We start from the raw sequence: 25,848 nt of genomic DNA, 5'->3' as shown, positions 1-25,848 counted from the left end.
AGCCTTGACTGCGACAAATTGTCAAATCGTGTTGGACTTGGTCAACCCCTTTCTACTCCATGCCAGATAGACTTCTGCACCGAACTGTTTTTTCGGACTATTTCTGAAACGCAAGACTGCTTCCGATCTTTCGAGAAGTGTTTTGGCAATAAATAATCCAAGCCCCAATCCTCCGCCTTGACTATCTGTATGACGGCTTGTGGTATAAGGTTCGCCAATACGATCGAGAATGGAAGGATCGTAGCCATGACCGTCGTCGATAATCGTGAGTGCTACATATTTTTCATTCCATTTATATTGGATGATAACCTTGCTGCGCGCAAAATCGACGGCATTTTCCAACAGATTGCCGAGGCCATAAAGTATGCCGGGGTTTCGTGGGAAAACCGGTTCTTTGCCGGTTGTTTCACCCTTTTCGAAAACAATATCGATACCGAATTCGCGAAGCGGTTCCGAAACCTCTTCTAGAAGTTCCAGAAGGCTCAAATGTGAAAGATGTTCTTCACCTTCACTGGAAAGTGTTGTCAAACGTTTGAGTATGTTCCGGCATCGCTCGGTCTGGCTTAACAGAAGGCGCAAATCGTCGCCAATGTCAGGATCATCCTTTAATCCGTTATACATTTCCTTGACGACAAGCTGGATTGTTGCAAGCGGGGTGCCAAGTTCGTGAGCCGCAGCTGCTGCAAGGCCATCCAGTTCGGATAAATGTTTTTCGTGCTGCATAATAAGTTCGGTAGCACTTAATGCGTCGGCGAGGCTTCGGGTTTCCTCCGCAACCCTATAGCCATAGGTTGTCGTAAATATGAGCGAGGATACAATTGCCGTCCAGATGCCGTCAACAAGAAGCCTTGGCATTTCAATAGTATGACCGGAATACCAAGGCAAAGGTTCGGAATAGGTGGAGAGGAAACTTGCCAGAATGATGACCAGCAAATTGAGAAAGATGATGTGTTTTCTTGGCAGTGAAGTTGCAGATATGACCGCCGGAGCAATCAGTAAAACCGAGAAAGGATTTTGCAGGCCGCCTGTCAGATAAAGCAAAGCGGCATACTGTAAAATATCGATACCCAGAATGGCAGTAGCGACATTCGAAGATAAGCGGTCATTGATCGAATAAAAGAATGTCAGAAAAATATTGAGCCAGATGGATGCAGCAATCAATATTGCGCACGGGACAATCGGGAACTTGAAGCCCAGATAGACCGAAACAAAAGCAATTGTTATCGTCTGGCTGAAAATAGCAAGCCAGCGTATGCGGATGAGCGTTGTCGAACGCAAGCGGCGCGAATAGGTGGATGTGCGTTGAAAAAATTCCTTTTCCATCAATTTTGCCTTTGCCAATTTTGCCTTTGCGAAGTGAGCTCGTCTATTTATTCGGAAAATCGGTTAAACGAAACAATGTCGTTTCATAATGTTTAAAGCTGATATTCGGCTTCATTTCAACTGCCGCGCGGCTTTGTGCGCCGCGTCGGGAGTGCGGAGAGCGGGTCTTCCGGCCACGGGTGTTTCGGGTAGCGCCCGCGCATTTCAGCTCTCACATCAGCCCATGAACCGCGCCAGAAGCCCGGCAGATCACGCGTGATCTGGATTGGCCGGTGGGAAGGGGAAAGAAGTTCGAGAACAAGTGGTATATGTCCATCGGCAATGGAAGGATGTTGACTGAGCCCGAATAATTCCTGAACGCGGACAGAAATGAGTGGTGCTTCCCCTTCATAATTGATCGGAATGCGAGACCCCGTCGGGACGGTAAAATGTGTGGGGGCTTTTTTGTCTATTTCGTTTTGAAGCTGATAAGGTACAAGCGATAGAAGACCATTATAAATCATTTTCCCGCTTATTGTATCAATCCGCGCTTCTCCGTGAAGAAAGGGCAATAGCCAGTCGTCGAGTTTTTTTAAAAGTTCTTCGTCCGACATATCAGGCCATGGTTCGCCCAAACCACGGTGTAACCATTGAAGACGGCGTCTTAACGCGATGGTTTCTTTGGTCCATGGGAGCATATCGAGGCCGTAACGCCTTATAGCCTCGATAACGGCATGATCGGCTTCCTCACCAGAGGGGAGAGGTAGCGGTTTTTCGCTTAAATTGATTGCTCCAAGTTTTTGAATTTCTCGTGCACGGAAAGAACGCGATTGCACATCGAAAGAAAGGTCTGTGTGGCCTTCTATTTTATCGGCTAGTACGTTGCGGATTGTTTCTTCGTCGATTTTTGCAGCGGCAAGAACACGCGCTTCTTCGGCTTTTCCTATCATATCGGCAACCACGAGATAATCCGCTTTGAAAAGGGGTGAAAATTCATCAACTGCAACGCCTCTTCCATTGGCAAGCAAAAAACGTCCCTTGTTGCCCCTTGCTTTTGCAACGCGGTCAGGCCAGGCAAAAAGTAGGAGCCGCCCTGCTTGATCGACAGAAAGTGCGGCCGAATTTTCAAACCCGATTTTGCTGTCAGGCCGACTATCGAGCCATTGTCCTTTGACAAGACGTTGAACGAGCAAGCGCGCTGTTTTTGCCCGGTCGGATTGATCAGTGCGGAATTTTTCAATTCTGTGCCCGATATCATCGTCGTTTCCACCAAGTCCCCGTTCCGTCAATATCACGGCAATCTCGCTCGCCAAGCGGGTCTCTTCTATGGTCCTTGTTTTGATAAGCATGGCAGATAGACGCACCGGCAAAGCAGTTTTACGCATCTTCTCGCCAATTGGTGTGATACGGCCAGTTTCATCAATTGCATCAAGTTTTTTTAAAAGTTCGCGCGCTTCAACAATTTGAGGTTTTGGCGGCGGGTCAAGAAAGACAAGCTTTGATAAATCGGTAATTCCGAAGGCAGCACTATCAAGCACAAGGTTGGAAAGATCGGCTGAAAATATTTCAGGGGTCTGGAAATCCTGAAGGGATGAGGTTTGTCCTTCGTGCCAAAGGCGCACCGCAATGCCACGCGCTGTTCTTCCGGCACGACCGGAGCGCTGGTCAACCGAAGCGCGCGAAGCTCTCACTGTTTCAAGTCTTGTGACACCCGTTGAAGGTTCAAAAACCGGCACACGGGAAAGTCCGCTATCAATAACAACGCCGATACCATCAATTGTGAGAGACGTTTCGGCAATAGAGGTTGCAAGAACCACTTTACGACGCCCCTGATCAGCGGGTTTGATTGCTATATCCTGTTCTTTAATGTCCATTGCCCCGTAAAGAGGCGCAATAATGGTATTTTTATCTACCTTGTCGGCAAGCAATTGCGCCGTTTTTTTTATTTCCCTTTGTCCGGGAAGAAAGGCGAGAATACTTGCAGGCTGTGATGACAGCCAATGACGGATGGCTTTTGCCATAGCTTCTTCGATAGTATCGGTTACCTTTCGTGGTTGATAGACAATATCAACGGGAAAGCTTCGTCCTTTTGATTCAATCAGAGGTGCTCCCTGAAGGACTTTTTCAATTCTTGCTCGATCAAGTGTTGCCGACATGACAAGAATTTTTAAATCAGGGCGCAATCCCTCCATTATATCAAGCGTCAATGCCAAACCGAAATCGCCATCAAGGCTACGTTCATGAAATTCGTCAAACAAAACGGCTGCTACCGACGATAATTCGGGATCGTCGAGAACCATGCGTGAATATACGCCCTCGGTTACCACAAGAATGCGCGTGTTTTTGGAGATTTTTTTATCAAAGCGCATGAGATAGCCGACAGTTTCACCGACTTTTTCACCAAGACTAGATGCCATTTGTCGTGCAGCAGCGCGCGCTGCCAGGCGCCTTGGCTCAAGCAGTATGATTTTTTTATTTTTGCACCAATCCTGTTTTAACAGATGAAGGGGCACAAGTGTGGTTTTGCCAGCACCCGGCGGGGCAACGAGAATAGCTTTTCCCGTTAAGCCGAGAGCTTTGTCGAGCTCGGGAAGTGCTTCGGTTACCGGAAGGGTTGGTTGACTTTGATTCATATAAACTTTGATAATATTGGAAGCTTGGTCATGAAGATAAATGAGAAAATAGACTTTTGCTCTTGATATGCCAGTAAATAAAGCATTTGACGCGAAATAATATTCATTGAGGGAAAATAGATGACGATAAAACGTATTGATGCGAATAAGCGGATGAGCGAAGCCGTGATCTATAATGGTATGGTTTTTCTTTCAGGACAGGTCGGAAGTCCCGGGAAAACTACCAAAGAACAAACAGTCGAGGCGCTCTCGGCAATTGATCACTTGTTAGCAAAGGCCGGAACCAACAAATCCCGATTGTTATCGGCAACAATCTGGCTTGCCGATATGGTGGATTTCGACATTATGAACGAGGTTTGGGAAGCATGGTTGGAAGAAAGCGCGGCTCCTGCTCGTGCAACATGTGAAGCGCAACTTGCTTCTCCTCTCTATCGGGTAGAAATAATCGTAACGGCCGCATTGTAAAACTTTTATTCTTTGGCTTCTTGTCAAAGCTTGAATTGTTTTTGTTGCACGAAAGCGGATGCGCGGAGTACAAAAGTCAACGCTTGTTTCCGACGCCGGTTGATGAAAGAACCATAGCATTTTCGCTTTGCTTTTTATCCGCAATGGCCTGTTTTGCTGGTTCGACGCAATGATATACTTCTTTTGGAATGCCCATGATAACGACGCTTTTGCAAAGCTTGAAAGAACGCCGTTGGAAACAAGCTTTTCAAGCTTTGACAAAACAATAAAAAATAACGGCATATGTGATTAAACTGTGCTTAAATATTTTATTGAAAAACAATTATGCCGATCGTTTTGTTGGGAGAAGAGGTTTTGCATTGAGACGAATGCAATGTGAAGAGGGGGATGTTTAAGAATTTATATTTGTCCGGTTAGTTCATACTCTGGATAAATCATAAAAGGACAATTTTTAATCGCCTTTCGGGCTTTTTCTAAAAATACGGTCGATTTCAATATAAAGTCCTTCAAACAAGCCGGACACACCGTCTATCCACGGGAAAAACGCTTAAAAAACTTGGTAAATCGGGGGCCATGGCGTATAAATAAAAGGCTTGCCCGCCTTGATTCGTAAGGCGGTTTAACACAATGTTTTCAAAGCAGAAATGGACTGACTTATGAGTGATCAAACAACACAGCATCAAGAAGGCGAATATGATGCCGGATCCATTAAGGTACTTAAAGGCCTTGATGCCGTGCGCAAGCGTCCGGGGATGTATATTGGCGATACCGATGATGGCTCGGGTTTGCACCATATGGTCTATGAAGTTGTCGATAACGCTATTGACGAGGCGTTGGCCGGCTATGCAACTCTCATTACAGTGACGCTTAATGCCGATGGCTCTTGCACGGTTACTGATAACGGGCGTGGAATTCCGACAGAAATTCACCCGACAGAGGGTGTCTCGGCTGCTGAAGTCATTATGACACAGCTTCACGCGGGCGGTAAATTTGACCAGAATTCCTATAAAGTTTCTGGCGGTCTTCACGGTGTTGGTGTCTCGGTTGTCAACGCATTGTCCGTTTGGCTGAAATTGCGTATCAAACGCAAGGGCAAAATTCATGAAATGAGTTTCACCCATGGCGAGCCGGATGCTCCGCTGAAAGTTGTTGGCGAATGTGGCGATGAAACCGGTACCGAAGTTACATTTCTTCCCAGTACCGAAACATTCACGATGGTCGAGTTCGATTTCGATACGTTGGAACGGCGCCTTCGCGAGCTCGCTTTTTTGAATTCGGGTGTCCGTATTCGTTTGACAGATCGCAGACACGCCGATGTTCGTGAAGAAACATTGCATTATGAAGGCGGGCTTGTCGAATTTGTCAAATATATTGACCAGTCCAAAAAGCCGCTTATTCCCGAACCTATCTACATTAACGGCCAGAAAGACGGTATGACTGTCGAAGTGGCCATGTGGTGGAATGATTCCTATCATGAAAAGGTTTTGTGCTTTACCAATAACATTCCCCAACGCGATGGCGGTACACATTTGGCCGGTTTCCGTGGTGCATTGACGCGTCAGGTCAATGGTTATGCAGAAACATCCGGCATTGCCAAAAAAGAAAAAGTTACTCTGACAGGAGATGATTGTCGTGAAGGTTTGACAGCAATTTTGTCGGTAAAAGTACCGGATCCCAAATTTTCATCTCAAACCAAAGATAAACTTGTTTCGTCCGAAGTACGGCCGGTGGTTGAAAACCTTGTCAATGAAGGGCTTTCCAACTGGCTTGAAGAACATCCGGCCGAGGCAAAAATTCTGATCGGTAAGGTTGTAGAAGCCGCCGCAGCCCGTGAAGCCGCGCGTAAGGCTCGTGAATTGACCCGTCGTAAAGGTGCTCTGGATATATCATCACTTCCAGGTAAACTTGCCGATTGTCAGGAACGCGATCCGGAAAAATCGGAAATTTTCATCGTCGAGGGTGATTCCGCCGGTGGCTCCGCAAAAAGTGGCCGTGCCCGTCAAAATCAGGCTATTTTGCCTTTGCGTGGCAAGATTTTGAATGTTGAACGCGCCCGTTTCGACCGTATGCTGTCGTCGGATATGATTGGTACTCTGATTACCGCACTTGGTACATCAATCGGCAAGGACGAATTCAATCCTGATAAATTGCGTTACCACAAAATCATTATCATGACCGATGCCGATGTTGATGGAGCCCATATTCGCACATTGTTGTTAACGTTCTTTTTCCGTCAAATGCCGGAATTGATCGAACGGGGCTATGTCTATATTGCCCAGCCACCGCTTTACAAAGTAACGCGTGGCAAATCTTCCCAATATATCAAGAATGAAACAGCTTTCGAAGAATCGCTGATTGATGCGGGCCTTGAAGGCAGCGTACTGGAACTTGCCAATGGCGAAATGCGCGCCGGTGCCGATTTGCACCAATTGGTAGAAGATGCGCGTATGATAAGATCCATGCTTCATGGCTTGCATACAAGATATAACCGGACTGTTGTCGAACAGGCAGCAATTGCCGGTGCACTCAATCCGGAAGCTCTTTCGACGAAGGAAAAAACTCAGGAAACAGCCGATCGCGTGGCAGCTCGCCTTGATATGATTGCCGAAGATATGGAACGTGGCTGGAAAGGGCATGTGAATGACGATGGTGGGCTACGTTTCGAGCGGGTTTTACGCGGCGTCAAAGATGTTGTCGTCCTTGATATGGGATTGATTGCTTCGACAGATGCAAAACGGATCGACAATATGTCCCATCATCTTGACGAAATTTACGGAAAACTTCCGGTTTTGCGGCGTAAAGATACGACAGAAACAATTTCCGGTCCGATATCTCTTCTCAATACCATTTTTGCAAATGGCAAGAAGGGACTTACAATGCAACGCTATAAAGGATTGGGCGAAATGAACGCCGAACAGCTTTGGGAAACCACACTTGATCCCAATGCACGTTCGCTTTTGCAAGTTAAAATCGGCGATGCACAGGATGCTGATGGAGTTTTTGCAAAATTGATGGGTGATGAAGTGGAGCCCCGCCGCGAATTCATACAGGAAAACGCTCTTAATGTCTCGAACCTTGATGTTTGATCGCCGTGAAACAGGCGGGAAATGTTTGGCACGCCGGTAATAAACGGCATTTGGCCGAAGTTTCCGGTACTAAAACGGAAATATTTAAAATCGGGATAAATCGCGTTCTTTTCCAAGGAACTGTTTTCAAAAGCCGGCCTTTTCATGGCCGGTTTTTTATTGCCTTAAAACGCGAAAAGTCATGCGTTGGAGAAGGGGCTTTTAAAATGGGAAAATTGTTCTCACTCATCGGGCTTAAAAATGATGTGGCAGTCAGTCGATAATTTTTGAATGAGATTTTTCAACCGCCTACCGAGTGCAATTTATAAAATTGCGACGTACGACTTGGATTTAAAAAATTGGAAGTCATTTTTTATGGTGTTCGCACCACTGACTATGAAGCAATCGCGTTTTTAACAATTGATTTCATAGATACGAAAATTTGTCCTCCATACGAATGAGCTTTCTAAAGTCTATCGTTCCGGATCAATGAAATAACCGATGTCGCTGACTGAATGAGGGGAACAAACATTTCAATCATTTTGATGGGAATGTCCCGTTTGGTTTCAGCTTTGCCGGAATTTTTAATCTATTCAAAGTGCGAAGTAGAAAGAACTAGGTTCGCAAATTAACGCCTGTTCGCCATCGTTTTCCCAAATGTGATTTTTTGGCAATAGGCAATAGCACGACAAAAGACAAAATGCGTGACAGTCGCAATATGACGGAACATGCCAGCAGGCGGGGGACAGTGGGCAGGAGGCTAAAGGAAGGGGAGAGTGCTCAAAGCTTTCCTACATTAATGATAAAATGCCACCGCTAAATCATTCTTGGCAATTGAGCAGAAAGCCTCGACACCTCCGCTTAAAATGCGTAAGGGATGTTTGACAATTTGGAAAGCCTGAAAGTGAAAAGAAAAAGGCTCGAGAAAATCAATTGGTTATTAATGAAATCTTAGCCGGGGAAAACGTTTTTTCATCAAAAGTTGGTTCAGGCTTTTTGCTTCCGCGCTCCTTGTAAGCTCTATGTCAAACGGAAAACAAAGTTACAACTGACAAAAAACAAAAATCGGATGTCATGTCAGCACTCCCTCTGTGACGTTCCCTTTTCCCCTTCGTCGTCGCTTACATGGGTGCACAAAAAATTCCCGCCACTTGAAAGTGACGGGAGTGATAAAATTCGCATTATGGAAAATTGTCCGAATAAAGTTTTTTAAACCCTTACCGGCTTCGATACACGTTCTTCGTTGCCGAAGAACTGCAGGTAACGGCGAATTTCATTCGGCTCGCCGATTGCTTTTTCAGGATTATCCGAAAGCTTGACTGCCGGCCTGCCATTGGCATGGGTAACTTTGCAAACAAGCGAAATCGCATCCAGTTCTTTGATGTCATTCGGAGCACAACCGACAAAATCATTGGTCAGATTGGTTCCCCAGCCAAAGCTCATGCGAACGCGACCCTGAAAATGCTTGTAAGTTTCTTCAATCGTATCGACATCCAATGCGTCAGAAAAAACAATGAGTTTTTCGCGCGGATCTTTGCCGTGGTCTTTCCACCATTTGATGATCCGTTCGCCGCCTTCAATCGGCGGGGCACTATCCGGACGAAAGCCGGTCCAGTCGGCAACCCATTGGGGCGCATTGCGCAAGAACGCAGCCGTACCGAAAGCATCAGGCAGTGCAATCAAAAGATTGCCGCCATAATAACGGTTCCAGTCCTGCATGACACGATAAGGAGCCGTGAGCAATTCCTCGTCATTATTGGCAAGGGCTGCAACAACCATTGGCAATTCATGGGCATTGGTGCCGATAGCTTCGAGATCGTTGTTCATAGCGAGAAGCACATTGGAAGTGCCGGTAAACGAGTTACCGATACCTTCTTTCAACGCTTCTACGCACCATTGCTGCCACAAAAATGAATGGCGCCTGCGTGTACCAAAATCGGAGATACGGATATCGGGATATTTTTTGAGCCGCTCGACTTTGCTCCACATTTTGGCTTTTGCTCGTGCATAGAGAATGTCGAGTGCAAATCGTCCAAGATTGCGCATAGCCGCACGCGAACGCAATTCATTGATGATCGAGAGTGCGGGTATTTCCCACATTGTAGTATGGGTCCATGGCCCCTCGAAATTCAAAATATATTGCCCGTCTTTACGTGTCAGCTCGTAATCGGGCAATTGGAAGCCTTGAAGCCAATGTAGAAAATCGGGGGTAAAAATCTGCTTGCGACCATAAAATGTGTTACCCGCAAGCCAGATCATTTCCTTTTTGGTGAATTTCAAAGTACGGGCATGGTCGAGTTGTGCCCGCAATTCCGCTTCATCGATTTCATCGGCAAGCCGGACCGTCTTGGTACGGTTGATCAACGAAAAAGTGACATCGACGTCGGAATAAAGTCCCCAAATCATCTGCAACATCAGGAACTTGTAGAAATCGGTATCAAGAAGCGATCTTATAATCGGATCAAGCTTCCATGTGTGATTATATACACGTTCAGCAATATCAGTTCGCGCCATAGCACTTTCAATCTGTTTATTGTCTCTACCCTATGGGAAGAACGTTACATTGATAAAAGAACAAAGGAAAGTAAAGCCTTCGCGAGGAACTTCAAGGAGTTTTTAAACTCCTTGAAGTCATTTAGTTATCGTCAGATTGATTTCATGATGTCCTGTTTTTTTCAATCCGATGCCGTTTTCAGGCTTTTCAACTTTCTTGTCATCAACTGTCAAGCCAAGATTTTTACCGCGGGTAACCTTGATCACATAAGTTGAATTATCGAATTTGACGGTCGCTTCATAACCCGGCCAGTCTTTTGGAAGACAAGGCGTGATATAAAGCTTGGAGCCCTTACGATTGATGCCCAGAATAGATTCTGTAGCAGCACGATAGAACCAACCGGCCGAACCCGTATACCATGTCCAGCCACCCTGGCCACGCCGCGGCTCGACCGAATATATATCGGCAGAAATCACGTAAGGTTCGACGCGATAGACATGCGGATTTTTCCCGTGTGAAATCGGGTTGATCATTGAAAAGACCTGATAAGCCTTGTCGTTATCGTCGAGTTTGGCAAGTGCCAGAATGCTCCAGATTGCACCATGGGTATATTGACCACCATTTTCACGAATGCCAGCCGGATAACCCTTGATATAACCCGGTTCAAGTTCGGTTTTGTCAAAGGGTGGCCAGAACAGACGGATGAGTTCACCCTTTTCGTCAAGCAAGTGCTCAAGCATGGATTGCATGGCCTTTATTTGATGTTCTTTCGTTCCCATGCCCGAAATAACACTCCACGACTGGGCAATCGTATCAATTTGGCATTCGTCATTGGTGTGTGAACCCAAAGGTTCGCCATTATCGAAATAACCCCGACGGTACCATTCTCCGTCCCATCCGCTGGCCTCAAGCGCTTTGGTGAGCTTCTCCAGATGATGTGTCCATTTTTTGACGCGTTTTTCATCCTTGCGTTCTTCGGCAATGGGAATGAAAGCCTTGAGAGCTGTTCCGAGGAACCAGCCGAGCCAGATACTTTCACCTTTGCCGCCGATACCGACGAGGTTCATTCCGTCGTTCCAGTCGCCTCCGAGCATTAACGGTAAACCGTGTTTGCCTGTCCGTTTGACCGCAAGATCAAGGGCAAGCGCGCAATGCTCGTAAAGTGTTGCGGTTTTTGGCGACATGGCCGGCTGGAAGTAGCTGTCGTGTTGGCCTTCCTTGAGTTTGTCGCCTTCAATAAAGGCAATATCTGTATCGAGGAATTCATGATCGCCTGTGGTATTGACATAAAGAGCAGCACCATAGCCGAGCCAGGCCACGTCATCGGAAATCATCGTTCTAACGCCTGCACCGCTGTCGGGGAGCCACCAGTGTTGTACATCACCTTCAGGAAACTGCCGCGATGCGGCATTGATGACCTGTTCACGGGCAAGTTCCGGCTTGAGCAGCAAGAGTGACAATGTATCCTGCAACTGGTCACGGAAACCGAAGGCTCCACTTGCCTGATAGAATGCAGCCCTTGCCATGATACGGCAGGCATAGGTTTGATAGGGGAGCCAGCTGTTCACCATCAGATCGAATGAACGGTCTTTCGTCTTGACCTGTAGGCCGGAAACAAAATCGGTCCATTCTTTCTTCTCTTTTTCAAGAATAGAGGTAAATGTTTCTTTACGGACGCTATCAAGGAGCTTTTCGGCTCCTACCCGATTTTTAGCATTGCCGAGATAGAAGATAATCTCTTTCTTTTCACCGGCTTTAAGCTCGATATCGAAAGCAAGGGCAGAACATGGATCACGTCCGGCCTCGACCGTATTGGAAAGCGGTTCTCCTTGCCGGATTGCTTGCGGATGTTTGACCGTTCCGATTGCACCGATAAATTCTGTTCGGTCGGCTGTGAAGCTTGAAGGGGCATTCGACGCTGCAATGAAGCTGACTTCTTCGGATTTTTCCGTATGATATGGGTTGCGAACAAAAAGCGCACCGCGTTTTTTGTCGTAGTCGGGTATGATAAAGGGAGCATTTTTAGCTCTGACTGTGCCCAATACCCATTCGACATAATCATAGAGTCTCAGGCTCCTCGGGGTCTTGTCTTCGTTTTTGATGACAAGCCGCGATAGTCTTATCGGACGTTTATTATCGACTGTGTGCGTCAATTCAAGGCTTATAGCACCATGTTTAGATGTGAATGTCGAATAGCCAAGGCCGTGGCGTGCTTCATAGAGCGCGCTGTCATCGCATTCAACGACCGAAACCGGAGAGAAACGCTTTAACGAACGGCGGTCTACAATGTAGAGAGCTTCGCCCGGACGGTTGACAACAGGGTCATTGGCCCAAGGCGTCAATTGATAATCGCGACTGTTTCCCGCCCAGGTAAAGCTTGAACCTTCCGCAGAAACATGAAAACCGAAATGTTCGTTGGAAATGACGTTGATCCATGGATTTGGCGTCGCGTTTCGCCCTGAAAGGCGGATAACATAGCTGTTATCTTTGTCAAAGCCACCATAACCATTCCAGTAGGCAAGGTCTTTCCCATCGGGGAGCGGGCAGGATTTATGCTGGTCGCCGATAATGCCGATAGAAGTAAATTGCCCTTGTTCGAGCGGCATAACAACTTCTTCCTGTTTGCCGTTTTTACGCTGGGTGACTTTGCCATTTGTGTGTGACTTGCTTGTCAATTGGGCCGTGTCGGCTTTGTTACGGTTGGAGAGGTCGGAATCGATATTTTCCATCCGCTGCATCTGTTCGGCAAGCGAACCGTTCTGTGCCTGCAATACGATGCGGGCACTGGCAAGCAGGGTTTTGAAACTCTGTTCGTTCATCTGGTCACGACGGACAGTGAAAATGTGCTGGCGCCCGTCGGCTTCGGCCGTACGGTTACGATAGCCTTCGCAGATCCATTCGATCGCTCGCTGGGTATCCTGAGCGTAAGAAAATGCCCGTTCGTTCAGAATGACGATATCGACAGTCAGCCCCCGCATCCGCCAATATTCATGCGCTTTCAATAGTCCACGCAAGACTTCGATATCCGCTTCATTATCAAGTCTGAGAAGGAAGATCGGAAAGTCGCCGGATATCGACATTGGCCACAAATCCGATTGTTTCCCGAGATTTTCAGCCAGTGCTTCCGACGGCAAGCGCCAAGTGCGATCCGGATAAATGAGCGATGTCGCATATTTCTGGTAAACGACCGATTCTTTCGGTTTGATGCCGAGCTGGTAAAGGGAGACCTGTGAACGTGTCCAGGCAAGCGAAAACTCGCGCTGGAATACATTCGGCTGACGGTAATATTCGACTTGCGAGGCAAGTTTTTCTTTTGAATTTGCTGCAAATGTCCAGAAGATAAGTGCGGCTTTTTTGTGTGCCGGAACACGCACACGACATCTTATTGCTGCGATAGGATCAAGCACACATCCCTGACTTCCGGTCAATGTTGCACCACGGTCAAAGGCTGCAGGGCGGCGGATAGAGCGTCCGCGACCAATAAAGACGCGACGATCGGTCTCGGCTTCCGCATCACGGACAGCACCCGAAGTATCGGTGACAAAATGGGCAACATGGATTTCCGGATCATTCGGATCGCGTTTACGGCGGCGCGCATAAATTGTGCCACCATGATCGGCAATTTCTGTCTCTACAAACATACGTGAAAAAACGGTATGTGCCGAATCCGTTTCGGGAGTTGTCAGTACCAGTTCACCATAGGACGTGATTTCAAGGATACGATCTTTCGCGGTGGTATTGACAAGTTCGATACGCCGTCCTTCTCCGTCGCCTTCCGATGCAACGATACATTCGACGGTCGATTTTATACCATCGACTGTTTTTGTGTATTCGGCCTTTTCATCGGTGAAAACGGTTGAGGCTTCTTCATCGGCAACGCGTGTCGGCTCACCGGTTGCAGACCACCAGCGGGCGGAGGCAGGATCACGCAAAAAGATGAAAGTGCCTTGCTGGTCTTCAGCTGCATCAGGCATGAAACGGGTGACAGCAATATTGTTCCAGCGACTATAGCCGGAACCTTTGCCAGTCAACATGACCGAATAATTCCCGTTGGATAAAAGCAGGGTCGAGCGTGGTTTGGTAAGCGGGGCTTTGATGACACGCACCGGCGCATCTTCAAAACCTCCGGCATCACTACGCATCGGATTGGCCGTTTTTGCATGCACCATGGGAATTTCGCGGGGCGCTTTTTCCTGCAACAGCAATTGTGCCGCTTCAATCACCGGATCGCTATGGAAACGGTCTCTCATGCGGCCATCGAAAATGACATTGTCAATTGCCAGAATGGACATGCCATGGTGGTGGGCATAGTAATTTTTGACCACCGCACATTTTTCACCTTCCCGCAGGCGTGCCGGGGTGAAATCAACCGAATCGTGGTAACCATATTCGCCAAGCGCGCCAAGTTTGCGCAAGCGTGCGAGATTGGCAACCGCTTCTGTCGGCATATATTGGGCGGCAAGAATGCTTGCATAAGGGGCGATAACCGCATTGCGCGAAAGCCCACGTTGTAGTCCGAGACTGGGAACACCAAAGTTGGAATATTGGTAATTCATCTGTTGGTCGCGCGCATTAAACGCTGCTTCCGATATGCCCCATGGCAATCCACGTTCATTGGCATATTGAATTTGTCTACGAACAACAAGCCGGTTTGTCTGGTCAAGAAGTGACCCCAAAGGCTCGCGCATAACAAGTGGTGGCATCAGATATTCGAACATCGAACCGGACCAGGAAAGCAAAGCCCCCTTCCAGCCGACCGGTACCAGCATACGACCAAGACGGAACCAATGCTCGACCTTGACATCACCTTTGGCAATGGCAAACAGGCTCGAAAGGCGAGCTTCCGAAGCAAGCAGGTCATAACAGCTTTCATCAAGCTCGTTTTCCTGAACACGGTAACCAATAGACATCAGACGGCGTTCCGGACGTTCAAGGAAATCGAACTTCATATCAAAAGCAAACTGACGTGCTCTTGCTGAAAGATCACTCAAACTCTTGCGTAAAGCTTCTGTATCATGATCGGCTGTTGCGTCATGTGTGTGGGCTTCGCATGTCTCGATCAGGCATTCGGCCCATGAAACGGCATGACGCGATTCATCGCTGCCGATTTCACCATCAAGCTCGCTTGTGAGACGCCCTATGTCATTTGCAGCAGTTGTAAGATTTGCAGTGCGGAATGTTGCCGTTTCCGGTTCATCCATAATCGAGCGGACAGCCCTGCGGAAATTGGCAATGCGTTCTTCAATTCTTCTGCGAAGCGGGCGCAGGATGCGACGGTCATCAGGGATGAGGTTCAGCGTTTCCTGCAAAATGTCGTTAACGTCGAGAAGGCCGGCAAGATCGCCTTGTAAGAATACTGATGGTGCTTCTGACCATTCTTTTAAAGCCGCAGCCAATGTTACAAGATGACCGGCAAGATTGCCCGAGTCGACAGTCGAAACATAACTCGGTACCAGAGGCCGCAAAGTGTCGGTTTCATACCAGTTGAAGAAATGTCCGCGGAACCTTTCCATCTTATCCATTGTATCGAGTGTGCGTTCGATACGCTGGATGGCGTCATCAAAACTGACCCAGCCGAAATCACGTGCGGCAACCGTTGAGAGCAAATAGACGCCGATATTGGTTGGCGAGGTTCTGCGAGCCAGAACCGGTACCGGATCTTCCTGAAAATTGTCGGGGGGAAGAAAATGGTTATCGGCATTGGCGAAAGTTTCGTAGTAATGCCAGGTACGGCGGGCAATGCGGCGCAATTCATTTTTGTCGGACGGGCGAATTTCAAGAGAATCCTGAAAAACAGCCGAGCGGCTTACAATCCACGCGATAAGCGGTGAAAAAAACCACGCAAGTCCGAAGGGTAGAGCCACAAAAACTGCCGAATTATGAAGTGCTGCCGGCAGTGCAATCGAAACCACTCCGATCAATGCAGCAGGCCACATGGTTGTGACGTAATAGGAAAGCGTGTTTGGCGAAGAGCGTGTTGCTGCCGAGGTTTTCCATTCAAGTAGATGCTGATGCGATACAAACATGCGATAGAGTGTACGGATAATCGCATCAACCATATAGAATGCCGAATAGGCAAGGAATGTTGTACGCAGTGCAACATCTGCCGTGCTTGTGGCAATATTTGTCAACACAGATTGGAAGTGGCCGCGCAAGGAATTATCCATGCTCGTCGGCATAATGTTGCGCAAAACACCAAGTGTGGGTGCGGTAAACATACCAAGGAGCAGAAATAATTGCCAGAAAACCGCTGTATGAAGGGGCAAAACACACCAGCCTGCCAATGAAGCGATAATCCACATAAGCGGTGTGAGCGAACGCCGCAGATTATCCTGCATTTTCCAGCGTGTGATGAGGTTGATATTGTGACGGGTGAAGAGATAAGGCAATAATTGCCAATCACCACGGATCCAGCGATGATGGCGCGCAACATCGACATTATAGGCTGTCGGATAATCTTCAACCACTTCGACATCACTGACAAAGCCAACACGCGCATAACCGCCTTCAAGAAGATCATGGCTCAAGACGCTGTTTTCCCGTACCTTATCAGCAAGTGCTATTTCGAATGCGTCAATGTCATAAAGACCTTTGCCGGTATAGGTGCCTTCACCCAAAAGATCCTGATAGGTATCGGAAACGGCAAAAACATAAGGGTCTATGCCGCGATTGACGGAAAAGACACGTTGCAGGAATGACGCATCGTCACCGGTGGTGAGCGATGGTGTCACGCGAGGTTGAAGAATGCCATAGCCACTTTTAACCGTATGTGTTTTCGGGTCAATGACCGGACGGTTTAACGGATGATTGAGTTTTCCGACAAGACGTGTAACCGCCTCGGGGGTGAGCCGTGTGTCGGAATCAAGTGTCATGACAAACCGGCAATCCATTGGCAGACGTGGATCGGTCGGGAAGAAACTGGTATCGCGATCACCACGCAAAAGCAGATTCAATTCATGAAGCTTGCCGCGTTTACGCTCCCAGCCCATATAGCAACCTTCACTTGCATTGAAGAGACGGTGGCGATGCAAAATAAAGAATAATGGCTGCCCGTCTCCGCGATAATGCCGGTTGAGATCGGCAATGCCTTTTTGTGCATATTCGAGGAGATCCCGATCGTCTGCCGTTTCTTCTTTGTTGGAGTCGGCCCAGTCGGTTACCAATGCAAAATAGATGGCACCTTGCGGGTTCGAGAGATAGTGAACCTCGAGATTTCTTATCTGTTCGTCGATAGAATCGCGCGAGGTTATCATTGTCGGAACGACAACCAGCGTTTTGGCCTCTTCCGGAATGCCATCTTTATATTCATAACCGATCAATCGCCGCGGTTCGACAGTCCAGGCAACGAGAGTATTGAATAGCGCAAAAGCGGTATCCATTGTCGGGAAAAGGGCAAGCGCTGTAAAAGTTAACGTCAATGCATGGCTCAAGCCGGCTTCCCTCAGCAATGCGTATACTGCAAGCAGGATCAGAATTGTTATGACAGAAACCGGAATGGCAATGCTGAAAATTTTCATTGCGCGGAACGAACGCATGAAGCGCGTCGAGAACGGGCGATCATAATTGCAAGCCTGTTCAAAAGCTTCTCTTCCCGGTCCGACGAGATACCATGCAACAGAAGCGCCGGTTTTTATACCGTCTTTCTTTGCATTCTCGACCATTTCGAGTGCTTTTTTCGTCACCTCGAGTTCGCTTAAAGGTGAGCGGCGTGCGATTTTTTCAATAATGACGCGATAGGTATTGCGCGACGGAAAATCGATTTCGCCGAAATCACTGTTTTCACGCAACAGAAAATCAACATGGCTGACCGTTTCAAACCAGTATGTCCAGTCAACGTCATCAATAGCTTTCAAGGCACGAATGACGTTCCCCATGGTTACGCCACCGGTTGATTGGCGTGAATGTTCTTCGGCTGTTGCCGTTTCCGGATCGCTTCCGTGACGATGCAACTGCTCTTCAAGCCAATTCAAGGCAGTCGTTGAATCGACCGAAGTACCACGCAAGCGATAAAGAAGGTGGGCGGCAAATGTCGGGTCGGCAACGAGAGCCTCGTAAGTTGAAAAAATGCCTTGAAGCGCATTGTCACTTTCGGCCAGTGCCATTTTGTCGGCTGCCTGATTTGCAAATTGCCGCATCAGGCGGGCTTTTTCGATGCGCATGGAAAGCCGCCGCGCATTTTCGATGAGAACCATACGGACGGCTGAAGGCAAAGCCCATAATTCACCGATCTGGAAGTCTGCAACCTGTTGGTAGCCGTTGACCATGGCTGTCAATGTTTTTAACGAAAAGCTGCTATCGGTATGAGCTACATAGAGCCATGCCAGTGCAAAAATTCTCGGCAGTTCATTTTCGCCTTTATAAGGGGGAAGCTGTTTGACAAATGCGCGCGGAAAATCACGACGTGCTTGCTGGATAGTCTTGTCAATTGTGTAATGATTGTCGAGCAGCCATTGTGCTGCCGGCGTGATGGTTTCGTTGTTGCGGGCAGCAGCGTCGGTTGAACGGAAAGTATGAAGGATGAGCTTGGAATTTTCGGTGAGCCGCTCCCTGAAATCGAACGGAGTATATTCCGGCAAAACAATTTTTTTACCTTCGGCCATCTCGTGGGCGAGCTGCTGCAATTCCTCTTCCGATTTGAAAGTCGAACGGATTGGAAAAGCTGTATCAGGAAGATAGCGTACTTCCGTTTCCTGAGAAAGAAGCCATTTGATTGATGATGCCGTTTCCGCCATTTTATTTCATCCTTGCCCTAGAAAGCCTGTTCGACAGAATTTAGCCTGTTCTTTTAACGGTAAACTATATCTTTTTTATTAAACCCGGTTTTCAGTTTTTTTGGTAAACGTAAAACACTTTATATTACATGTTGGTAAAGATATGACGCAGTCGGAAAAATTGCATTAAGCCGAGCACATTATAAAAGGAAATTCAGCCCCGGCCTTGATATATTAGCATAGTTTGGCGATGAAAGCCTGCCAGCATTTGAATGGGCTTTAAAAAAATAAATGGTTAACATTTAACCCGTTAACAAAAGCCCCGCTTTTTTCCAAAAGCGAGGCTCTTTAAAAGTTAAGATATTATTTTGTCGTGTTATAGGCAGCCAAAGCTGCCATTGTAACAATATCGGAATCACGCGCACCTAAAGGTACAATCTGTGCCGATTTTTCAAGACCGACGAGAATGGGGCCAATCAGGGTTGCACCACCGAGTTCCTGCAACATTTTGCTGGCGATCGAAGCGGAATGGTAGCCCGGCATAACCAGAACGTTTGCCGGTTCACTCAATCCCATAAAAGGATATTGCTCCATCATTTTCGGGTTAAGTGCGACATCGGCACTCATTTCGCCATCAACTTCAAAATTGACATTGCGCGCTCTCAACAATTTGACTGCTTCCTGAATACGTTGGGCCCCTTCGCCCTTCATATGACCGAAAGTCGAGAATGCGAGAAGTGCAACGCGGGGCTTATACCCCATATCCTGAGCAAATTTTGCTGCTTGTTCGGCAATGTTGGCCATTTCTTCCGAACAAGGATGTTCGGAAATAGCTGTATCGGCTATAAAGACCGTACGGCCACGGCAAATAGCCATCGAAATTCCGACGACCTGTTCGCCGGCTTTCACGTCGATAACGCGGCGGACATCTGCAAGTCCGGTTTCATAATTTCGCGTAACACCGGTAATCATCGCATCAGCGTCGCCCAATGCCAACATGCAAGCAGCAAAATGGTTGCGGTCATTATTGATATAGCGGTGACAGTCTCTCAACAGCCAGCCTTTGCGCTGCATTTTGCTATAAAGATAATCGGCATAAGCATTGTTACGTTCCGAAAGGCGTGCATTAACAATTTTTATGCCGGATCTGTTAAGGTCGATGCCTGCTGATTGCGCTCTTTGTTGAATAACATCTTCATGTCCGACCAGAATGGCACTACCGAGGTTCTGGTTGATGTAAGAAACAGCTGCACGCATCACCTGTTCTTCCTCACCTTCGGCAAAGACAACTCGTTTCGGATTCTGGCGTACGCGATTGTAAACGCCGCGCATAGTTGCAGCAATCGGGTCACGGCGAGCACGCAAATCCCGCGCATAAGCTTCAAGATCGGCAATCGGCTTGCCGGCGACGCCACTTTCCATTGCCGCTTTGGCAACTGCTGTTGGAATGGCCGACAACAAGCGTGAATCAAACGGCACCGGTATAATATAATGCGGCCCGAATTTAAGCCTGCTGCCACGATAGGCTTCCGCTACATCGTCAGGCACTTCTTCGCGGGCAAGTTGGGCTATTGCTTTGGCAGCAGCGATTTTCATTGCTTCATTGATCGTGCTCGCACGTACATCAAGCGCTCCGCGGAAAATATAAGGGAAGCACAGAACATTATTGATCTGGTTCGGATAATCCGAGCGCCCTGTTGCCATAATGGCATCATCACGCACTTTGGCAACTTCTTCCGGAGTGATTTCAGGGTCAGGATTGGCCATGGCAAAAATGATCGGCTTTGGCGCCATGGATTTTACCATTTCGGGTGTCAGAGCACCTTTGGCCGAAACGCCGAAGAAAACATCTGCCCCCTCAAGTGCCTCGGCAAGTGTACGCTTGTCGGTCTTGACTGCGTGGGCGGCTTTCCACTGGTTCATATTTTCCTGACGGCCTTCATAGACGACGCCCTTGGTGTCGCACAATATGACATTTTCCGACTTGAACCCCATGGCTTTGATGAGTTCAATGCAGGCAATACCGGCAGAACCGGCGCCGTTGCAGACGAGGCGGGTATGTTTCATATCCCGTCCGGTGAGGTAAAGCGCATTGATAAGGCCTGCTGTTGCAATAATAGCTGTCCCATGCTGATCGTCATGGAAAACCGGAATGTTCATCAATTCGCGCAAACGGCTTTCAATAATGAAACAGTCCGGAGCCTTTATATCTTCCAGATTTATTCCGCCGAAAGAGGGTCCGAGATAACGTACCGAATTGATAAAAGCTTCAACATCGGTTGTATCGACTTCAAGGTCGATGGAATCGACATCGGCAAAACGTTTGAACAAAACGGCTTTGCCTTCCATGACCGGTTTGGAGGCAAGAGCACCGAGATGACCAAGCCCCAAAATGGCTGTGCCATTGGAAATAACTGCGACAAGATTGCCTTTGGCTGTATAATCATAGGCAAGTGCCGGTTCTTTGGCTATCGCTTTTACAGGCACTGCAACACCCGGCGAATAGGCCAAAGCCAAATCATGTTGCGTTGCCATCGGCTTTGTCGGGACAATTTCGAGTTTTCCCGGACGCCCACGGCTGTGAAAATCCAGCGCTTCCTGTTCTATCGTGCTGTAAGATTTTGTTTTATCGGAGTTTTTTTGGTCTTTTTTGTTCATTTTTCTATCATTTTCTGGTGTAGCGAATGTGTTCGCTCCATTTTAGCCGGTCGAAATGCGACAATAACCCGAAATTATGGATTATCTATAAAAAGAAGTCCAATTTTTTCTCGCTCCTGCATATATTGTCCGGACGGTTCGGGCAACAAATTCTGACGACATTTCAATCGACAAGAGTTGGGTATTAAAACACATATTGAATGGCCTGACACATAGTTTGGATGCTATAGCTTGAAATATTCCGATAAAGCATTGCGGTTTAAAGAAAGCTCTTTGGTGACAAGCCGAAAGCAAAGGTTAAAAAAGGCATGGCAGAAGAATTAAACGACGAAATGGCGACAGAAAAGCCGGGAAAAAAGCATATTCGCTCCGACGAGCGTATCACCCCGATGATGGAGCAATATATCGAGATAAAAGCGGCAAATAGCGATTATTTGTTGTTTTATCGCATGGGTGATTTTTACGAGCTTTTTTTTGATGATGCCGTTGAAGCTTCCAAAGCATTGGGAATTGCGCTTACCAAACGTGGCAAGCATCTGGGCGAAGATGTACCAATGTGTGGCGTTCCTGTTCATGCTGCAGATGATTATTTGCAAAAACTCATTGCCTGCGGTTATCGCGTGGCCGTTTGCGAGCAGATGGAAGATCCGGCCGAAGCCAGAAAGCGCGGCGGAAAATCGGTTGTGCGGCGCAATGTTATCCGTCTCGTCACACCGGGAACTTTGACAGAAGACAAGTTGCTTGATCCGGCGCGTGCCAATTATCTTATGGCGCTTTCGCGCACCGGATCGGGTAAAGATCAGGAATTTGCAATTGCATGGATCGACATTTCAACAGGAATTTTTAAAGTAAGCCGTGCTCATGCCGATCGTCTGCTTGCCGATATCATGCGCATCGACCCGCAAGAACTGATTGTGGCTGATAATGTTTTCCACGACGAGACGTTAAAGCCGCTATTCAACCAGCTCGGCCGCATCGTCACACCACAAGCAGCAAGCCTTTTTGATAGCAATATGGCTGAACGCAACATTTGCGATTATTTCAAACTGGCGACACTGGAAGGGCTCGGGCACTACAATCGTGCAGAACTTTCGGCAATTTCGGCTGCTATCGGTTATGTTGAAAAAACACAGATCAACGAGCGTCCACCTCTCATGCGCCCCTTAAGGGAAGATGAAAATGCCTCCCTGTTTATTGATCCGGCAACCCGCAACAATCTGGAATTGACACGCACACTTTCAGGACAGCGTGATGGCAGCTTGATGAAAGCAATCGACCGGACAGTTACAGGAGGCGGTGCGAGGCTTTTGAGCGAACGTTTGATGGCGCCATTGATTGCACCGGTTGCAATCAATGAGAGGCTCGATTCGGTTGCATATTTTCTTAATGATATGCGGTTTGCCGAAAATTTGCAGGCTATTTTGAAGAGCGCGCCGGATATGCCGCGGGCACTTTCAAGGCTTGTCCTTGGCCGCGGCGGCCCCCGTGATATGGCAGCAATCCAGCGCGGATTTGCTGTTATTTGTGATGTGAGAAACCTGTTTGCGGGCAAACTTCTGCCGCAAGAATTAAGCGATGCTTTAACAACCCTTGAAAAATTGCCGGTTGATCTGCACAGCCATCTTGATCGTATTCTTGCCGATGATTTGCCGTTGTTGAAGCGGGATGGGGGATTTGTTCGCAAAAATTATAATCAGGAACTTGATGAACTGAGAACCCTGCGTGACGAATCGCGTCGGTTCATTGCCGAATTGCAAGGCCGTTATGCTGAAGAAACGGGCGTTAAAGCGCTTAAAATCCGCCATAACAATATTCTCGGTTATTATATCGAAGTCACTGCCCTTCAGGCGCCGGCATTGACAGAAACGACGGAAGCAAAAAGCCGTTTTATCCATCGTCAGACAATGGCAAATGCCATGCGTTTTACGACAACCGAACTTGCCGATCTTGAAAGCCGCATTGCCAATGCAGCCGATCGCGCTTTGACAATCGAACTTGAATTGTTTGACAAGCTTGTTGAAGAAATTGCTGATCAAGCCGATTTTATCCGGCAAGCGGCCATGGCACTTTCTGTTTTTGATGTTTCCGCCTCCAATGCTTCTCTCGCCGAGGAACAAGGCTATTGTCGCCCGATTGTAGACCAATCGCTCGATTTCGAGATTGTCGCTGGACGCCATCCGGTGGTTGAACAAGCATTGAGAAAACAGGCCAAAGAACCGTTTGTTGCCAATAATTGTAATCTTTCTCCCAAGAATGGCGCGAAATATGGTGCGATTTGGTTGCTCACCGGCCCTAATATGGGGGGAAAATCAACGTTTTTGCGTCAGAATGCCTTGATTGCCATTATGGCGCAGATGGGGTCGTTCGTTCCCGCCGGTTCAGCCCATATCGGTGTCGTCGACAGGCTTTTCAGCCGCGTTGGAGCTGCCGATGATCTTGCCCATGGCCGGTCAACCTTTATGGTTGAAATGGTGGAAACGGCAACAATCCTCAATCAGGCCGCCGAGCGTTCATTGGTTATTCTTGATGAAATCGGCCGCGGAACGTCGACATTTGACGGACTTTCTATTGCCTGGGCAGCCATCGAATATCTTCATGAAGTCAATCATTGTCGAGCAATTTTTGCCACCCATTTTCATGAAATGACGGCACTCACCGAAAAACTTGATCGCCTTCATAATGTGACGATGAAAGTCAAAGAATGGAATGGCGATGTCGTTTTTCTTCACGAGGTGGGAAATGGTGCGGCAGACCGTTCTTATGGTGTGCAGGTGGCAAAACTTGCAGGCCTTCCGGCCGCTGTTTTGTCGCGGGCAAAAGATGTTCTCCATCAGTTGGAAAAAGGTGAAGTTGCGGGTAAAGCTGCCAAGCTGATTGATGACCTCCCGCTTTTTTCTGTAGCACTGTCGCGGGAAACAGAGAACAATAAAAAAGCTTCTAAAATTGAAGAGGCGTTGAAGGAAATCAATCCTGATGAACTTTCGCCAAGGGAAGCCTTGGAAGAACTCTATCGTTTGAAACAGCTGGCTATGGCTTGAAAATAACGGCAGAGTTTAACGAATGCCGTTGCAAGCAATAAACAATTGCCGCGCGTGATGGTTTTTCGAATATTTCAAGATCGCGTGCACCCCGGTTTTTTAAAACCTTTAACGATAGCGGTATGATGCAAGGCGGAATGATATTCGAAAACAAAACGGATATTTTTTAAGTACACTATATAATGTAATCACTGATCGCGGTCTTTTATCCCACGTTGATGAGTGAGGCAGAAAACCGATTATTGCCGAAAACGCTGACTTCAGGACGAAAAAATATGACACCTCGGCTTTCACCCATGCGAATTGATTTTAAGCTTTGTGAAATGGTCGGAAAGCTGCACTTATTCCCATCCCGCCGCCAATTCCCATTGTCGCAAGGCCAAGTGCATCATCTGACAGGTTTTTCATCTGGGAAAAAAGCCGTGTTGTCAAAATAGCGCCCGATGCACCAAAAGGATGTCCAAGCGCAATTGCGCCACCATCACGGTTGATTTGTTCTTCCGATATATCCAACGCGTCAATGGCGGCAAGTACTTGCGCTGCAAAGGCTTCATTGAATTCAATGACGTCAAAATGTGAACAATTGTCGAGCTTCATTCTTTGTAGCAGTTTTTTTGTCGAGGGGACCGGCCCCACGCCGGCAAGATTGGGATCAACACCGCTTACAGCACTATCAATAAAAATGATTCCGTATTGAATGCCCAACTGTTTGGCTTTTTCAAGCGATGTCACAAGAACAAGTGCTGCCCCGTCATTCAAAGGGCAGGAATTACCGGCCGTTACCGTTCCGTTTTTTTCAAAAGCCGGTCGCAAATGTGCTAGAGTTTCAAGTTTTAAACCTGCTCTCGGGCAATCGTCAGAGGAAAATAGGCCTTTTGCTGTTTGAAGTGCTATGATTTCATCGTCAAAACGATGTTCAGCCTGAGCGTTCAAGGCACGTTGATGGCTTTGAAGTGCAAAACGATCTTGTCTTTGTCTTGATATACCAAAATGTCTGGCAATATTTTCAGCCATGTTTCCCATATCAGGGTCGCCGATTGTATCCGGTGAAAACCGGGCACGGGAAAAAAATTGCGGCAATTCGCGTGGCGTTTTCGGACGTTTTATGCGCCAAGGCGCAGTCGATACACTTTCTGCACCACCGGCAAGATAAATTTTACCCGCTCCCGCCTCAACAAGTCGGCACGCCATAACAACCGCCTCGAGACCTGACCCGCATTGCCGATCTATTGTTACACCCGGAATTTCAACCGGCAATCCGGCAGTTAAAGCAGCAAGGCGTGCGAGATTACCGCCACCGCCCGCAGCATTACCGATCATAACATCATCAATATCTGTTTTTTTGATGTTTGTGCGTTCGACCAGTGCCTGAATGAGCGGGCTTAGAAGATATTCCGCATCAACAGATGAAAGCGCACCATATGCGCGCGCTATCGGCGTTCTCAACGCCGCAATAATAACAGGTGTTCTGCTTTCATCCAT

The 25,848-nt window shown here is 47.7% G+C and carries 9 protein-coding genes; 3 read left to right on the top strand and 6 right to left on the bottom strand.

What is annotated here, in order from left to right; genetic code table 11:
• Positions 1-21: 21 nt before the first annotated feature.
• Together H3V12_RS07635 and hrpB are read right to left on the bottom strand one after the other, a co-directional pair.
• Positions 22-1,323 carry an ActS/PrrB/RegB family redox-sensitive histidine kinase gene (locus tag H3V12_RS07635; RefSeq protein ID WP_198214190.1) on the bottom strand — a complete coding sequence of 434 codons (1,302 nt, stop codon included), beginning with the start codon at positions 1,321-1,323 and terminating at the stop codon, positions 22-24.
• A 116-nt stretch (positions 1,324-1,439) separates the two neighbouring features.
• A complete protein-coding gene (gene hrpB / locus H3V12_RS07630) occupies positions 1,440-3,935 on the bottom strand; it encodes an ATP-dependent helicase HrpB (RefSeq protein WP_198214189.1) in 2,496 nt (831 codons plus the stop codon).
• Between the two features lie 120 nt (positions 3,936-4,055).
• On the opposite strand from hrpB, the gene H3V12_RS07625 reads away from it, so the two are divergent.
• Together H3V12_RS07625 and gyrB are read left to right on the top strand one after the other, a co-directional pair.
• Positions 4,056-4,400: a RidA family protein gene (locus H3V12_RS07625; protein ID WP_198214188.1), complete on the top strand. Its 345-nt coding sequence runs from the start codon at positions 4,056-4,058 to the stop codon at positions 4,398-4,400.
• Positions 4,401-5,056: 656 nt separating this feature from the next.
• Positions 5,057-7,486, top strand: coding sequence for a DNA topoisomerase (ATP-hydrolyzing) subunit B (gene gyrB, locus H3V12_RS07620; protein ID WP_198214187.1), 2,430 nt, complete (start codon positions 5,057-5,059; stop codon positions 7,484-7,486).
• Positions 7,487-8,674: 1,188 nt separating this feature from the next.
• Here the strand turns inward: gyrB and pncB are convergent.
• The 3 genes from pncB to H3V12_RS07605 all read right to left on the bottom strand — a co-directional run bounded on the left by pncB (position 8,675) and on the right by H3V12_RS07605 (position 21,328).
• Entirely contained in the window at positions 8,675-9,979 is a 1,305-nt protein-coding gene (gene pncB, locus H3V12_RS07615; RefSeq protein WP_075869693.1) for a nicotinate phosphoribosyltransferase, read from the bottom strand.
• A gap of 117 nt (positions 9,980-10,096) precedes the next feature.
• Positions 10,097-18,691, bottom strand: a complete 8,595-nt coding sequence (locus tag H3V12_RS07610; RefSeq protein WP_198214186.1) for a glucoamylase family protein — start codon at positions 18,689-18,691, stop codon at positions 10,097-10,099.
• Between the two features lie 342 nt (positions 18,692-19,033).
• Entirely contained in the window at positions 19,034-21,328 is a 2,295-nt protein-coding gene (locus H3V12_RS07605) for an NADP-dependent malic enzyme (protein WP_198214185.1), read from the bottom strand.
• A 332-nt stretch (positions 21,329-21,660) separates the two neighbouring features.
• Here H3V12_RS07605 and mutS point away from each other — a divergent pair, with 332 nt between their 5' ends.
• Positions 21,661-24,366 (top strand): DNA mismatch repair protein MutS, encoded by a 2,706-nt coding sequence (gene mutS / locus H3V12_RS07600; RefSeq protein ID WP_246787533.1) that lies wholly within the window; start codon positions 21,661-21,663, stop codon positions 24,364-24,366.
• Between the two features lie 309 nt (positions 24,367-24,675).
• Here mutS and H3V12_RS07595 read toward each other — a convergent pair whose 3' ends face one another.
• A complete protein-coding gene (locus H3V12_RS07595; protein ID WP_198214183.1) occupies positions 24,676-25,848 on the bottom strand; it encodes a thiolase family protein in 1,173 nt (390 codons plus the stop codon).

The organism is Bartonella sp. W8167 (assembly GCF_016100335.1).
Lineage (GTDB): Bacteria > Pseudomonadota > Alphaproteobacteria > Rhizobiales > Rhizobiaceae > Bartonella > Bartonella apis.
The sequence above is the reverse complement of the archived record's forward strand: the minus strand, read 5'-3'. Positions and strand labels throughout refer to the sequence as shown.